The 13,685-nt window shown below is 63.2% G+C and carries 11 protein-coding genes and 1 tRNA gene; 1 reads left to right on the top strand and 11 read right to left on the bottom strand.

Features of this window, described 5'->3' with window-relative positions:
* Positions 1 to 43 precede the first annotated feature (43 nt).
* Positions 44 to 418, bottom strand: coding sequence for a 30S ribosomal protein S12 (gene rpsL, locus AC1D2H_RS26460; RefSeq protein ID WP_056194784.1), 375 nt, complete (start codon positions 416 to 418; stop codon positions 44 to 46).
* A gap of 180 nt (positions 419 to 598) precedes the next feature.
* On the opposite strand from rpsL, the gene AC1D2H_RS26455 reads away from it, so the two are divergent.
* Entirely contained in the window at positions 599 to 1,051 is a 453-nt protein-coding gene (locus AC1D2H_RS26455; protein WP_477937711.1) for a putative toxin-antitoxin system toxin component, PIN family, read from the top strand.
* A 71-nt stretch (positions 1,052 to 1,122) separates the two neighbouring features.
* Here the strand turns inward: AC1D2H_RS26455 and rpoC are convergent, their stop codons facing one another.
* The 10 genes from rpoC to AC1D2H_RS26405 all read right to left on the bottom strand — a co-directional run.
* Positions 1,123 to 5,340: a DNA-directed RNA polymerase subunit beta' gene (rpoC, locus tag AC1D2H_RS26450; protein ID WP_477937713.1), complete on the bottom strand. Its 4,218-nt coding sequence runs from the start codon at positions 5,338 to 5,340 to the stop codon at positions 1,123 to 1,125.
* Between the two features lie 11 nt (positions 5,341 to 5,351).
* Entirely contained in the window at positions 5,352 to 9,473 is a 4,122-nt protein-coding gene (rpoB, locus tag AC1D2H_RS26445; RefSeq protein ID WP_478012953.1) for a DNA-directed RNA polymerase subunit beta, read from the bottom strand.
* A 334-nt stretch (positions 9,474 to 9,807) separates the two neighbouring features.
* A complete protein-coding gene (gene rplL / locus AC1D2H_RS26440; protein WP_477937717.1) occupies positions 9,808 to 10,188 on the bottom strand; it encodes a 50S ribosomal protein L7/L12 in 381 nt (126 codons plus the stop codon).
* Positions 10,189 to 10,239: 51 nt separating this feature from the next.
* Entirely contained in the window at positions 10,240 to 10,773 is a 534-nt protein-coding gene (gene rplJ / locus AC1D2H_RS26435) for a 50S ribosomal protein L10 (protein ID WP_478012952.1), read from the bottom strand.
* Positions 10,774 to 11,041: 268 nt separating this feature from the next.
* Complete coding sequence (gene rplA / locus AC1D2H_RS26430) at positions 11,042 to 11,752, bottom strand: 50S ribosomal protein L1 (RefSeq protein ID WP_056194799.1); 711 nt, start codon at positions 11,750 to 11,752, stop codon at positions 11,042 to 11,044.
* 1 nt (position 11,753) lies between these two features.
* Positions 11,754 to 12,191: a 50S ribosomal protein L11 gene (gene rplK, locus AC1D2H_RS26425; RefSeq protein ID WP_477937723.1), complete on the bottom strand. Its 438-nt coding sequence runs from the start codon at positions 12,189 to 12,191 to the stop codon at positions 11,754 to 11,756.
* Positions 12,192 to 12,365: 174 nt separating this feature from the next.
* Complete coding sequence (gene nusG, locus AC1D2H_RS26420; protein ID WP_477937724.1) at positions 12,366 to 12,941, bottom strand: transcription termination/antitermination protein NusG; 576 nt, start codon at positions 12,939 to 12,941, stop codon at positions 12,366 to 12,368.
* A 15-nt stretch (positions 12,942 to 12,956) separates the two neighbouring features.
* Positions 12,957 to 13,343, bottom strand: a complete 387-nt coding sequence (gene secE / locus AC1D2H_RS26415) for a preprotein translocase subunit SecE (RefSeq protein WP_477937726.1) — start codon at positions 13,341 to 13,343, stop codon at positions 12,957 to 12,959.
* 144 nt (positions 13,344 to 13,487) lie between these two features.
* Positions 13,488 to 13,563: transfer RNA gene (locus AC1D2H_RS26410), tRNA-Trp, on the bottom strand.
* 15 nt (positions 13,564 to 13,578) lie between these two features.
* The coding region (locus tag AC1D2H_RS26405; RefSeq protein WP_478012979.1) for an EF-Tu C-terminal domain-related protein at positions 13,579 to 13,685 on the bottom strand (107 nt) is incomplete at its 5' end.

Here is a 13,685-nt window from a genome sequence, read left to right as displayed (position 1 = left end):
ACAACGTTGGATCAGTCAGTAGCGACTGAACCGAACAAACGATTTACTTCTTCGGACGCTTCGCGCCGTACTTGGAACGCGATTGCTTGCGATCCTTGACGCCTTGCAGGTCGAGCGAGCCACGGACGATGTGGTAACGCACGCCGGGCAAGTCCTTCACACGGCCGCCGCGCACGAGCACGACACTGTGTTCTTGCAGGTTGTGGCCTTCACCGCCGATGTACGAGATGACCTCGAAACCGTTGGTCAGGCGCACCTTGGCGACCTTACGCAGAGCCGAGTTCGGCTTCTTGGGCGTGGTGGTGTAGACGCGGGTGCAGACACCGCGGCGCTGCGGGCAGTTCTGCATCGCAGGCGACTTGGACTTGGTGACCTCGGCCTCTCGACCGTGGCGCACCAGTTGATTGATGGTTGGCATTACGACTTGTTCCCGTTTGAAGTCAGTGAACCTCGCATTCGGTAGCGCAGCCCGGTGCACTTGCGTGCGCCCACGGAGATACGCCGCCCAAATGGCGAAGAGCCGAGGATTGTAGACCGCTGTGGAAATCGGCACAAGGGTCTGCCCGTAGACCCGGCTTCGGCCGGGTAAGCTGACGGCATGGATGCCCCCGCCCTGCCCTCCACGAACAAACCGGCCATCGTCATCGACACCCAGGTCGTGATGGACTGGCTGGTGTTCCGCGACGCCCGTGTGCAGGCGCTGACTTCCGCCGTGACCTCGGGCGCATTGCGCTGGCTGGTGGCACCAGCGATGCGCGACGAGATCCGCCACGTGTTGGGCCGGGGTATCGCCGCTGCCTACACGCCGGATCTCGCCTTCATAGAGACGCAGTTCGACACGCATGCCGAAGCCATCGAGACCATCGAGCCGCAACCCCTAGCCGGTCGCCTGGTCTGCCGCGACCCCGATGACCAGAAGTTCATCGACCTGGCGCTGGCAACGCAGGCCCGCTGGCTGATCTCGCGCGACAAGGCTTTGCTGGCACTGGCCAAGCGCGCTCGACCGCGAGGCCTTGCGATCCTGAAGCCTGAACAATGGGCGCCGGACTGACAAAGAAAAAGCCGCCCGCGGCCTGAGCCGGGGCGGCTTTGCGGGGCGTGAGCCCCGTGGCTTGTTCAGCCTTACTCGGCGGAATGGTCGCCAGCGTCCACGCCAGCCATCTGTGCGGCAGCCAGCTCTTCAGCCTCCTGCAGCGCGATGGCACGGCGCTCGGCGTCGTCCATGGCTTCCTTGACGCGGCGCGCCTCGTGGAAGGCCATGCCGGTGCCGGCCGGGATCAGGCGGCCGACGATGACGTTTTCCTTCAGGCCACGCAGCTCGTCGCGCTTGCCCATGATGGCAGCCTCGGTGAGCACGCGGGTCGTTTCCTGGAAGGAAGCGGCCGAGATGAAGGAGTCCGTCGACAGCGAGGCCTTGGTAATGCCCAGCAGCACGTCGGCATGGGTGGCCGTCGTCTTGCCTTCCTTGCGCATGCGGTCGTTGGTATCCAGCAGCTCGGAACGTTCGACCTGTTCGTTGAGGATGTAGGTCGTGTCGCCCGGGTTGGTGATGACCACGCGGCGCAGCATCTGGCGAACGATCACCTCGATGTGCTTGTCGTTGATCTTCACGCCCTGGAGTCGGTACACGTCCTGCACCTCGTCGACGATGTAGCGCGCCAGTTCCTCGATGCCCAGCAGGCGCAGGATGTCCTGCGGGTCCGCTGCGCCGTCGACGATCAGTTCGCCACGGTTGACCACCTGGCCTTCGTGCACCAGGATGTTCTTTTCCTTGGGCACCAGTTCCTCGTGGGCCTTGCCGTCCGGATCGGTGATCTGCAGGCGAATCTTGCCCTTGGTCTCCTTGCCGAACGACACGGTACCGGTCTGCTCGGCCAGCACGCCGACGTCCTTGGGCGAGCGGGCTTCGAAGAGCTCGGCGACACGCGGCAGACCGCCGGTAATGTCACGGGTCTTCTGGCCTTCGACCGGGATACGGGCGAGCACTTCACCGGGCAGCAGTTCCTGACCGTCGCGGATCTGGATCAGCGAGCCGACCTGGAAGCCGATGGCCACCGAGTGGTCGGTACCGGGGATCTTGACCTCGTGGCCGCCAGCGTCCAGCAGCTTGACCTGCGGACGGATGACCTTGGCAGCACCACGGCGCTTCGGGTCGATGACCACCAGCGTCGACAGGCCGGTCACTTCGTCCACCTGCTTGGCGACGGTCACGCCTTCCTCGACGTTCTCGAACTTCGCCTTGCCGGCGAATTCCGTGATGATCGGGCGGGTCAGCGGGTCCCAGTTCGCGAGCACCAGGCCGGCCTTGATGGTCTGGCTGGCCTTGATGTTCAGGATCGCGCCGTAAGGCACCTTGTGACGCTCACGCTCGCGGCCGTGCGGGTCGGAGATGACGATCTCGCCGGAGCGGGAAATCACGACCAACTCACCCTTGCCGTTGGTGACGTAGCGCATCGTGGCGTTGAAGCCGATGATGCCGTCCGACTTGGCTTCGACGCTCGAGGCGACAGCAGCGCGCGACGCGGCACCGCCGATGTGGAAAGTCCGCATCGTCAGCTGCGTGCCCGGCTCACCGATGGACTGCGCGGCGATGACGCCCACAGCTTCACCGGTGTTGACCAGGCCGCCACGGCCGAGGTCACGGCCATAGCACTTGGCGCACAGGCCGAAGCGCGTGGCGCAGGTCAGCGGCGTGCGGACCTTGATCTCGTCGACGCCGGCAGCCTCCAGCACGTCGAGCGTGTCTTCGTCCAGCATGTGGCTGGCGCCCAGCAGCGAAGCCTGGGTCTCGGGGTGCACGACATCGATGGCGGTGACGCGGCCGAGGACACGGTCACGCAGCGATTCGATGACTTCACCACCTTCGACCAGGGCGCGCATCGCCATGCCGTTGTCGGTGCCGCAGTCTTCCTCGATGACGACCAGATCCTGGGTCACGTCGACCAGACGACGCGTCAGGTAGCCGGAGTTCGCGGTCTTCAGCGCCGTGTCCGCCAGGCCCTTACGAGCACCGTGGGTGGAGATGAAGTACTGCAGAACGTTCAGACCTTCACGGAAGTTCGCCGTGATGGGCGTCTCGATGATGGAGCCGTCAGGCTTGGCCATCAGGCCCCGCATGCCGGCCAGCTGGCGAATCTGGGCCGCGCTACCGCGGGCACCCGAGTCGGCCATCATGTAGATCGAGTTGAAGGACTCTTGATCGACGGTCTTGCCGTGGCGATCAACCGTCTTCTCGACCTTCAGGTGGTCCATCATCTTCTTGCCGATTTCGTCACCGGCCTTGCCCCAGATGTCCACGACCTTGTTGTAGCGCTCGCCGGCCGTCACGAGACCCGAGACGTACTGCTGCTCGATCTCCTTGACTTCCTTCTCGGCGCGCTCGATCAGCGTGTGCTTCTGAGCGGGCACCAGCATGTCGTCGATGGCGATGGAGATGCCGGCGCGCGTGGCGAGCTTGAAGCCGCTTTGCAGCAGCTTGTCGGCCAGCACGACGGTTTCCTTCAGGCCGCACTTGCGGAAGGAGGTGTTGATCAGCTTGCTGATCTCCTTCTTCTTCAGTGCCTTGTTGATGTTGCTGAAAGGCAGGCCCTTGGGCAGGATCTCGGACAGCAGAGCGCGGCCGACGGTGGTGTCCGTCAGCTTGGTCTCGGCCACGAACTCGCCCGTGTCCTTGTCCTTGGTCCACTCGACCAGACGCACGCTGATCTTGGCGGTGATCTCGACGGCGCCGTTTTCCAGGGCGCGGATCATCTCGGGAATGTCCGAGAAGATCATGCCCTCGCCCTTGCCGTTGGTGCGTTCGCGGGTCGCGTAGTACAGACCCAGCACCACGTCTTGCGACGGCACGATCGACGGCTCGCCGGAAGCCGGGAACAGCACGTTGTTGGAAGCCAGCATCAGCGTGCGGGCTTCCATCTGCGCTTCGATGGACAGCGGCACGTGGACGGCCATCTGGTCACCGTCGAAGTCGGCGTTGAAGGCCGAGCAGACGAGCGGGTGCAGTTGGATGGCCTTGCCTTCGATCAGCACGGGCTCGAAAGCCTGGATGCCGAGGCGGTGCAGCGTCGGGGCGCGGTTCAGCAGGACCGGGTGTTCCTTGATGACTTCTTCCAGGATGTCCCAGACCACCGGTGTGCCGGACTCGACTTCCTTCTTGGCAGCCTTGATCGTCGTCGCGATGCCCATGGCTTCGAGGCGCGAGAAGATGAAGGGCTTGAAGAGCTCGAGCGCCATCAGCTTGGGCAGGCCGCACTGATGCAGCTTGAGCGTCGGGCCGACCACGATGACCGAACGGCCCGAGTAGTCGACGCGCTTGCCCAGCAAGTTCTGACGGAAGCGACCGCTCTTGCCCTTGATCATGTCGGCCAGCGACTTGAGGGCACGCTTGTTCGCGCCGGTCATCGCCTTGCCGCGGCGGCCGTTGTCCAGCAGCGAGTCGACGGCTTCCTGCAGCATGCGCTTTTCGTTGCGCACGATGATTTCAGGGGCCTTCAGCTCGAGCAGACGGGCCAGGCGGTTGTTGCGGTTGATGACGCGACGGTAGAGGTCGTTCAGGTCGGAGGTCGCGAAGCGGCCGCCGTCCAGCGGCACCAGCGGACGCAGGTCCGGCGGCAGCACGGGCAGCACGTCCAGCACCATCCAGTTCGGCTTGATGCCGGACTTCTTGAAGGCCTCCATGACCTTCAGGCGCTTGGAGTTCTTCTTGACCTTGAGCTCGGAGCCGGTCATGTCGTTGCGGAGCTTGTCGATCTCGATGTCGAGATCCATTTCCTCCAGCAGCTTCTTGATGCCCTCGGCGCCCATCAGCGCGATGAACTCGTCACCGTACTCGATGCGCTTGGCGTCGTAGTCGTCCTCGCTCATGATCGAGAACTTCTTCAGCGGCGTCATGCCGCTGTCGACGACCACATACGCTTCGAAGTACAGCACGCGTTCGATGTCGCGCAGCGTCATGTCGAGCACCAGGCCCAGACGCGACGGCAGCGACTTCAGGAACCAGATGTGCGCGCAAGGCGCAGCCAGGTCGATGTGGCCCATGCGGTCACGGCGAACCTTGGTCTGGGTGACTTCAACGCCGCACTTCTCGCAGATGACGCCACGGTGCTTGAGGCGCTTGTACTTGCCGCACAGGCACTCGTAGTCCTTGATCGGGCCAAAGATCTTGGCGCAGAACAGGCCGTCGCGTTCCGGCTTGAAGGTGCGGTAGTTGATGGTCTCGGGCTTCTTCACCTCGCCGAACGACCAGCTGCGGATCTTCTCCGGAGATGCCAGGCCGATCTTGATGGCATCGAAATGCTCATCGGGGGTGAATTGCTTGAAAAGGTCGAGTAGTCCCTTCATGCATCTGCTCCTTAATTGCGTTCCAGTTCAATGTCGATGCCCAAGGAGCGGATTTCCTTGACCAGCACATTGAACGATTCGGGCATGCCCGCTTCGATGGCGTGTTCGCCCTTGACGATGCTTTCGTAGACCTTGGTCCGGCCGTTCACGTCGTCGGACTTGACCGTCAGCATTTCCTGCAGGATGTACGAGGCGCCGTAGGCTTCCAGCGCCCAGACTTCCATTTCGCCGAAACGCTGGCCGCCGAACTGCGCCTTGCCGCCCAGCGGTTGCTGCGTGACGAGGGAGTACGGGCCGGTCGAACGGGCGTGCATCTTGTCGTCCACCAAGTGGTGCAGCTTCAGCACGTGCATGTAGCCGACGGTGACCGGGCGCTCGAACTGCTCGCCGGTACGGCCGTCGCACAGCCAGGCCTGGGTGCGCGTGGCAGTCAGACCCTTCTTGGCGGCGATGTCGTCCGGGTAGGCCAGCTTCAGCATGCCGCGGATTTCCTCTTCCTTGGCGCCGTCGAAGACCGGCGTCGCGAAGGGCACGCCCTTGGCGAGGTTGGAGGCCATCTCCAGCACTTCGGTGTCCGTCAGGTCGTCGATGTTCTCGGTCTTGCCACCGCTCTGGTTGTAGAGCTCGTCGAACAGCTTGCGCAGCTCAGCCACCTTGGTGTGCTGCTGCAGCATGTCGCCGATGCGCTGGCCGATGCCCTTGCCGGCCCAGCCCAGATGCACTTCCAGCACCTGACCCACGTTCATCCGCGACGGGACGCCCAGCGGGTTCAGCACGATGTCGGCAGGGGTGCCGTCGGCCATGTAGGGCATGTCTTCGATCGGGGTGACCTTGGACACGACACCCTTGTTGCCGTGACGGCCGGCCATCTTGTCGCCAGGCTGCAGGCGACGCTTGACGGCCAGGTAGACCTTGACCATCTTCAGCACGCCGGCGGGCAGCTCGTCGCCCTGCGTCAGCTTCTTGCGCTTTTCTTCAAAAGCCAGGTCGAAGCTGTGGCGGGTCTGATCGAGCGAGTTCTTGATCGACTCGAGCTGGTTGGCGATCTCTTCCTCGGCCGGACGGATGTCGAACCAGTGGAAGCGCTCGACCGAGGCCAGGTAGTCCTTGTCGATCTTGGTGCCCTTGGCGATCTTCTGCGGGCCGCCATTGGCGACCTTGCCATTGAGCAGCTTCTCGATACGGTCGAAGGCGTCGCTTTCGACGATGCGCAGCTGGTCGTTCAGGTCCAGGCGGTAGCGCTTCAGCTCGTCGTCGATGATCTGCTGGGCGCGCTTGTCGCGCTGGATGCCTTCACGGGTGAAGACCTGCACGTCGATGACGGTGCCTTGCGTGCCTTGGTCGACGCGCAGCGACGTGTCCTTCACGTCCGAAGCCTTCTCGCCGAAGATGGCGCGCAGCAGCTTCTCTTCCGGCGTCAGCGTCGTCTCGCCCTTGGGCGTGACCTTGCCGACCAGCACGTCGCCCGGGTTCACCTCGGCACCGATGTAGACGATGCCCGACTCGTCCAGACGGCCGAGTTGTTGCTCCGACAGATTCGGGATGTCGCGGGTGATTTCCTCGGCGCCCAGCTTGGTGTCACGCGCGTTGACCACCAGTTCCTCGATGTGGATCGAGGTGTAGCGGTCTTCGGCGATGACGCGTTCGCTGATCAGGATCGAGTCTTCGAAGTTGTAGCCGTTCCAGGGCATGAACGCGACCAGCATGTTCTGGCCCAGGGCCAGTTCACCGATGTCGGTGGAAGCGCCGTCGGCAATGATGTCCTCGGCCGCCACCTTGTCGCCACGGCGCACGATGGGGCGCTGGTGGATGTTGGTGTTCTGGTTGGAACGCTGGTACTTGATCAGGTTGTAGATGTCGACACCGACCTCACCGGCCACGGTCTCGTCATCGTTGACGCGGATCACGATGCGGTTCGTGTCGACATAGTCGACCACGCCGCCGCGGCGAGCCGCGACCACCGTGCCCGAGTCCTTCGCGGCGACGCGCTCGACGCCCGTACCCACGAAAGCCTTCTCGGGACGCAGCACCGGCACGGCCTGGCGCTGCATGTTGGCGCCCATCAGTGCGCGGTTCGCATCGTCGTGCTCCAGGAAGGGCACGAGCGAGGCCGCGACCGACACGATCTGCGTCGGCGCCACGTCCATGTACTGGATGCGCTCGGGCGACGTCAGCACCGATTCGCCGTTTTCACGGGCAGACACCAGTTCGTCGGTCAGCTCACCGCCCGCGTTCAGCGTCGCGTTGGCCTGGGCGATGACGTACTTGCCTTCCTCGATGGCAGACAGGTAGTCGATCTGGTCGGTGACGTGGCCGTCGACGACGCGGCGGTACGGCGTTTCCAGGAAGCCATACTCGTTGAGCTGTGCATACAGCGCCAGCGAGTTGATCAGGCCGATGTTCGGGCCTTCCGGCGTTTCGATCGGGCAGACGCGGCCGTAGTGGGTCGGGTGCACGTCGCGGACTTCGAAGCCGGCGCGCTCGCGAGTCAAACCACCCGGGCCAAGAGCGGAAACACGACGCTTGTGCGTGATTTCCGACAGCGGGTTGGTCTGGTCCATGAACTGCGACAGCTGCGACGCACCGAAGAACTCCTTCAGCGCCGCGGAGATCGGCTTGGAGTTGATCAGGTCGTGCGGCATCAGGGCTTCGGTCTCGGCCTGGCCCAGACGTTCCTTGACGGCCTTCTCGATGCGGGCGAGGCCCGAGCGGTACTGGTTTTCGGCCAGTTCGCCCACGCAACGCACGCGGCGATTGCCCAGATGGTCGATGTCGTCCACTTCGCCGCGGCCATTGCGCAGCTCGACGAGGATCTTGACGACGTCAAGGATGTCCTCGTTGGACAGGTTCATATTGCCTTCGGGCGTGTCACGGCCGACACGCGCGTTGAACTTCATGCGGCCGACACGGCTCAGGTCGTAGGTGTCGGTGCTGTAGAACAGGCGGTTGAACAGGGCCTCGACGGCATCTTCCGTCGGCGGCTCGCCGGGGCGCATCATGCGGTAGATGGCGACGCGGGCGGCCAGCTGCGTCTCGGTCTCGTCAGACGCCAGCGTCTGCGAGATGTAGGCGCCTTCGTCCAGCTCGTTCGTGAACAGGGCCTGCACTTCCTTGACGCCGGCCTGGCGCAGCTTCTTCAGCAGCGCGTCGGTCAGTTCGTCATTGGCCTTGGCGATGATCTCGCCGGTGTCGGCGTCGATCATGTTCTTGGCCAGCACGCGGCCGACCAGGAAGTCTTCCGGCACCGAGATGTGCTGCGTGCCGGACTGCTCCAGCTGGCGCACGTGACGAGCGGTGATGCGCTTGTCCTTCTCGACGATGACGGCACCCGACTTGTCGACGATGTCGAAGCGGGCGACTTCACCCTTCAGGCGGTCGGCGACGAATTCGAGCTGCGCGCCAACGTCCATCAGGCGGAAGTTGTCGAACACGAAGAAGTGGGCCAGGATCTGCTCGGGGTTCAGGCCGATGGCCTTGAGCAGGATGGTGACCGGCATCTTGCGGCGGCGGTCGACACGGAAGTACAGGATGTCCTTCGGGTCGAACTCGAAGTCCAGCCAGGAGCCGCGGTAGGGAATGATGCGGGCGCTGAACAGCAGCTTGCCCGACGAATGCGTCTTGCCCTTGTCGTGCTCGAAGAACACGCCCGGCGAACGGTGCAGCTGCGACACGATGACGCGCTCGGTACCGTTGACGATGAAGGAGCCGTAGTCGGTCATCAGGGGCACTTCGCCCATGTAGACCTCTTGCTCCTTGATTTCCTTGACCGTCTTCGCCTGGGGCGACTCACGGTCATAGATGATCATCTGCAGGCGCGCACGCACGGCGGCTGCGTAGGTCAACCCCCGCTGCTGGCACTCACGGGTGTCGAACGGCGGCTTGGCGATGTTGAACTCGAGGAACTTCATCTCGACGAAACCGTTGTGCGAAACAATCGGGAACGCCGAGAGGAAGGCCGCCTGCAGCCCTTYGGGCTTGCGTTTGGCGGCGGGCACGTCCTTTTGCAGGAAGGCCACGTAGCTGTCCTTCTGCATGGTGAGCAGATAGGGAACGTTGAGAACGCTCTCGCGCTTGCCGAAGCTCTTGCGGATCCGCTTGCGCTCGGTATAGCTGTAGGGGGTTGCTTGCGCCATAAACACTCCGTGTCGAGCCCACCCCTGGCCGTGGGGCGAGCCGCGTCGGCGACTGGCTGGCTCACCCACCCAGAACGGGCGGATGACGAGCTTGGTGGTTGGCCACTACCAACCGCTGGCGGACAACTCTGGCGTTGCACCAAAGTCCGACCAAACTGGTTCTCTGCAGTCGGATCAGAGAACACATGAAAGAACCGCGCATCATACCGCGCGCGATTCTTTCAGCTGTTCTCTACGGGGACAAACCCGTAAAGACGAAAAAGGGGAAGCCCAAAGGCAACCCCTTTTCTAGTCGGTGGGGTCGGAGCTGCTGCGCAGGTCCAACCCCAGGACATTACTTGAGCTCGGCCTTGGCGCCGGCTTCGACCAGCTTCTTGACTGCAGCTTCGCCGTCGGCCTTGGAAACGCCTTCCTTGACGTTCTTCGGGGCGCCGTCGACCAGGTCCTTGGCTTCCTTCAGACCCAGGCCCGTGATTTCGCGGACGGCCTTGATGACGGAGACCTTCTGTGCGCCGGCTTCAGTCAGCACGACGTTGAATTCGGTCTTCTCTTCAACAGCAGCAGCAGCACCGCCGCCAGCGCCACCGGCGGCCGGAGCAGCCATCGAAGCGGCGGACACGCCGAACTTCTCTTCAATTGCCTTGACCAGGTCGTTCAGTTCCAGAACGGACATGCTGTCCAGGGCGGTCAGGAAAGCGTCTTTATCGAATGCCATGATTAATTCCTAAAAAACAGATGGTTTGCGTGTGAACGCGTTGTTCGTCGATCAGGCCGCGGCCGGGGCTTCGGCGGGGGCTTCAGCAGCCACAGCACCTTCACCACGCTTTGCAGCCAGGGCAGCCAGCACGGCCGCGGCGCGTTGCACCGGCGACAGCAGCAGGCCTGCGATTTGCGACAGCAGCACTTCCTTGCTCGGAACGGATGCCAGCGCCTTCACGCCGTTCACGTCCAGAGCCTTGCCACCGTACGCACCGCCCTTGATGACGAGCTTGTCGTTGGTCTTGGCAAAGTCAGCGATGACTTTGGCAGCCGCGACAGCGTCTTCAGAAAAGCCGTAGATCAGCGGGCCGACCATGCTCTCCGAAGCAGCCTCGAACGGGGTGCCGGCGACAGCACGACGCGCCAGGGTGTTCTTCAGCACGTGAAGATACACACCTTGGGCACGCGCATTGACGCGCAGCTTGTTCAGGGCTTCAACGGTGAGGCCACGGTACTCGGCCAACGCCAGCGTCTGCGACTTGGCAGCTTGCGCTGCGACGTCGGAGACGACGACTGCCTTCTCGTTGCGATTGAGACTCAAGGTCTACTCCTCACATTTGCTCTCTCGGCCTTGCGGCTTCGGGAGCGCCAGGGATTCAGCGACCATCTGTCAGGAAAGAATTCCTTTCAGCGGGACCGCCATCTGCGTTGGTTCCCGACTCGCGCCGGGATTTAAGGGGTCTCCACCAACGGTCTTGGATGACGCGCCACGCCGGAGAACCGGCGCGACGCCCCACCAATCTTGTTGCACGGGGCCAGACTCGCCCCGTGCAGATTCAGTGACCAGGCCACGAAGGCCTGGTCTGTGCTCAGGCGGCGTTGGCCTGAGCGTTGATCGACGCGATTTCGACGCGGGCGCCGACACCCATCGTCGAGGACACGGCGACCTTGCGCAGGTAGATGCCCTTGCTCGACGCCGGCTTGCTCTTGTTCAGAGCCTCGATCAGCGCGCGCAGGTTGCCTTCCAGCTTGTCGGTGTCGAACGAGCGACGGCCGAGGGTGCCGTGGATGATGCCGGCCTTGTCGACGCGGAACTGGACCTGGCCAGCCTTGGCGTTCTTGACGGCGGTGGCGACGTCCGGGGTCACGGTGCCGACCTTGGGGTTAGGCATCAGGCCGCGCGGGCCCAGGATCTGACCCAGGGTACCGACGACACGCATCGTGTCGGGCGAGGCGATGACCACGTCGAAGGGCATGTCGCCCGCCTTGACGCGCTCGGCCAGGTCTTCCATGCCGACGACGTCGGCGCCGGCGGCGCGGGCTTCGTCAGCCTTGGCACCTTGGGCGAACACGGCGACGCGCTTGGTCTTGCCGGTGCCGTTGGGCAGCACGACGGCGCCACGAACGACCTGGTCCGACTTCTTGGCATCGATGCCGAGTTGCACGGCGACGTCGATGGACTCATCGAACTTGGCGCTGGCCAGGCTCTTGACCAGGTCCAGGGCTTCGGTCAGCGCGTACAGCTTGGTCGACTCGACCTTGCCAGCCAGCGCCTTTTGCTTCTTGGTGAGCTTGGCCATGTCAGACCCCTTCCACGATGATGCCCATCGAGCGGGCAGAGCCGGCGATGGTGCGGACAGCGGCGTCGATGTCGGCGGCCGTCAGGTCCTTGGTCTTGATCTTCGCGATCTCTTCCAGCTGGGCGCGGGTCAGCTTGCCGACCTTGTCCAGATGGGGGCGCTGCGAGCCCTTCTCGATCTTGGCTGCCTTCTTGATCAGCACGGTCGCCGGGGGCGACTTGATGATGAAGGTGAAGCTCTTGTCTGCGAACGCGGTGATGACCACCGGCAGCTTCATGCCGGGCTCGAAGCCACCAGCCGAAGTCTGGGCGTTGAACGCCTTGCAGAATTCCATGATGTTCAGGCCACGCTGACCCAGCGCAGGACCCACCGGGGGCGAGGGGTTAGCCTTGCCGGCCGGAATTTGCAGCTTGATGAAGCCGACAATCTTCTTTGCCATGTTTTCTCCAATCCAGTGCCCGGGCGGCAAAGCCTGGACACCTGAGTGCTAGCGCATCGGACTCGGACCGAAGTCCTTACCTTTGCTCCTCTTGTCCGCCTCTCGTTGCAGACTGATCACGGGTCGACGTTAGGGGACGCCGACCAAACCCAGGAGTTTACCCGGAGACTCGGGTCAGACCTTTTCGACCTGCGAGAAGTCCAGTTCAACAGGCGTCGCGCGGCCGAAGATCGTGACCGAAACACGCACCTTGGACTTGTCGTAGTTGACCTCTTCGACCGAGCCATTGAAGTCGGTGAAAGGGCCTTCCTTGACGCGCACGACCTCGCCGACCGTCCACTCGACCTTGGGCCGGGGCTTCTCGACGCCTTCCTGCATCTGGTTGACGATCTTCATGACCTCGGCTTCCGAGATCGGGGCCGGGCGGTTCTTGGCGCCACCGACGAAACCCGTCACCTTGGACGTGTGCTTCACCAGATGCCAGGACTCGTCGTCCATCGACATCTCGACCAGCACATAGCCCGGGAAGAAACGACGCTCGGTGACGGCCTTCTTGCCGTTCTTGAGCTCGACGACTTCTTCGGTCGGCACCAGGATGCGACCGAACTTGTCCTGCATGCCGGCGCGGTCGATGCGCTCACGCAGATTGCGTTCGACGGCCTTCTCCATGCCCGAATAGGCATGAACGACATACCAGCGCTTGGGCAGGCCCGTCGGGGCTTCGGTCGTGACGACTTGTTCTTCAGACATCAGGATTCCTTGCGATCAGCGCTTCCAGCCCAGGATCAGGTCGTACAGCACCCATTCCAACGTCTTGTCCGTCATCCACAGGAACAACGCCATGACGACGACGAAGGCAAACACGTAGCCCGTCATCTGGGTTGCTTCCTTGCGGGTCGGCCAGACCACCTTTTTCACTTCACGCGTCGAGTCGCGGCCATAGGCGATCAGCGCCTTGCCCTGCTCAGACGTGAAGAACGCAGCCACAGCGGCAGCCAGCAGCACGACCAGCGAGGCCCACTGCACCAGCGCACCTTGCTTGGACAGGCCGTAATAGGCCGCCAGCGCGCCGATCAGCAACAGCACCGCCACGGCCAACTTGGCCTTGTCAGCGCCGGTGGTCACCGTCTCGACTTGGGGAGAATTCGCCATCACTTCACTTTCACGCGTCGCTGCGGGAGCGACTTTTCAGACACTGCCTTGGCTTGTAGCCATCAGCAGCAAGGCCCGCCGAGATCTCTCTCGCGGGCCGATGCTTGTTTAGCCAGGGAACCAACCGCCGTGATCAGTGGCGGGTGGCAGGGGCAGAGGGTCTCGAACCCCCAACCTTCGGTTTTGGAGACCGACGCTCTGCCAATTGAGCTATGCCCCTGTGGCCTTGAAAAACTTAAGCGAGGATCGTGGCGACGACGCCCGAGCCGACGGTACGACCGCCTTCACGGATGGCGAAGCGCAGGCCGGTTTCCATCGCGATCGGAGCGATCAGCTTGACCG

The sequence above is a fragment of the Roseateles sp. P1_C1_2 genome (assembly GCF_056406535.1).
This window is presented reverse-complemented; position numbering and strand designations above follow the sequence as displayed.

What these genes read in the sequence shown, in the direction of transcription:
- rpsL (WP_056194784.1), bottom strand. Translation starts at nt 418, where the DNA reads ATGCCAACCATCAATCAACTGGTGCGCCACGGTCGAGAGGCCGAGGTC.
- AC1D2H_RS26455 (WP_477937711.1), top strand. Translation starts at nt 599, where the DNA reads ATGGATGCCCCCGCCCTGCCCTCCACGAACAAACCGGCCATCGTCATC.
- rpoC (WP_477937713.1), bottom strand. Translation starts at nt 5,340, where the DNA reads ATGAAGGGACTACTCGACCTTTTCAAGCAATTCACCCCCGATGAGCAT.
- rplL (WP_477937717.1), bottom strand. Translation starts at nt 10,188, where the DNA reads ATGGCATTCGATAAAGACGCTTTCCTGACCGCCCTGGACAGCATGTCC.
- rplA (WP_056194799.1), bottom strand. Translation starts at nt 11,752, where the DNA reads ATGGCCAAGCTCACCAAGAAGCAAAAGGCGCTGGCTGGCAAGGTCGAG.
- rplK (WP_477937723.1), bottom strand. Translation starts at nt 12,191, where the DNA reads ATGGCAAAGAAGATTGTCGGCTTCATCAAGCTGCAAATTCCGGCCGGC.
- nusG (WP_477937724.1), bottom strand. Translation starts at nt 12,941, where the DNA reads ATGTCTGAAGAACAAGTCGTCACGACCGAAGCCCCGACGGGCCTGCCC.
- secE (WP_477937726.1), bottom strand. Translation starts at nt 13,343, where the DNA reads ATGGCGAATTCTCCCCAAGTCGAGACGGTGACCACCGGCGCTGACAAG.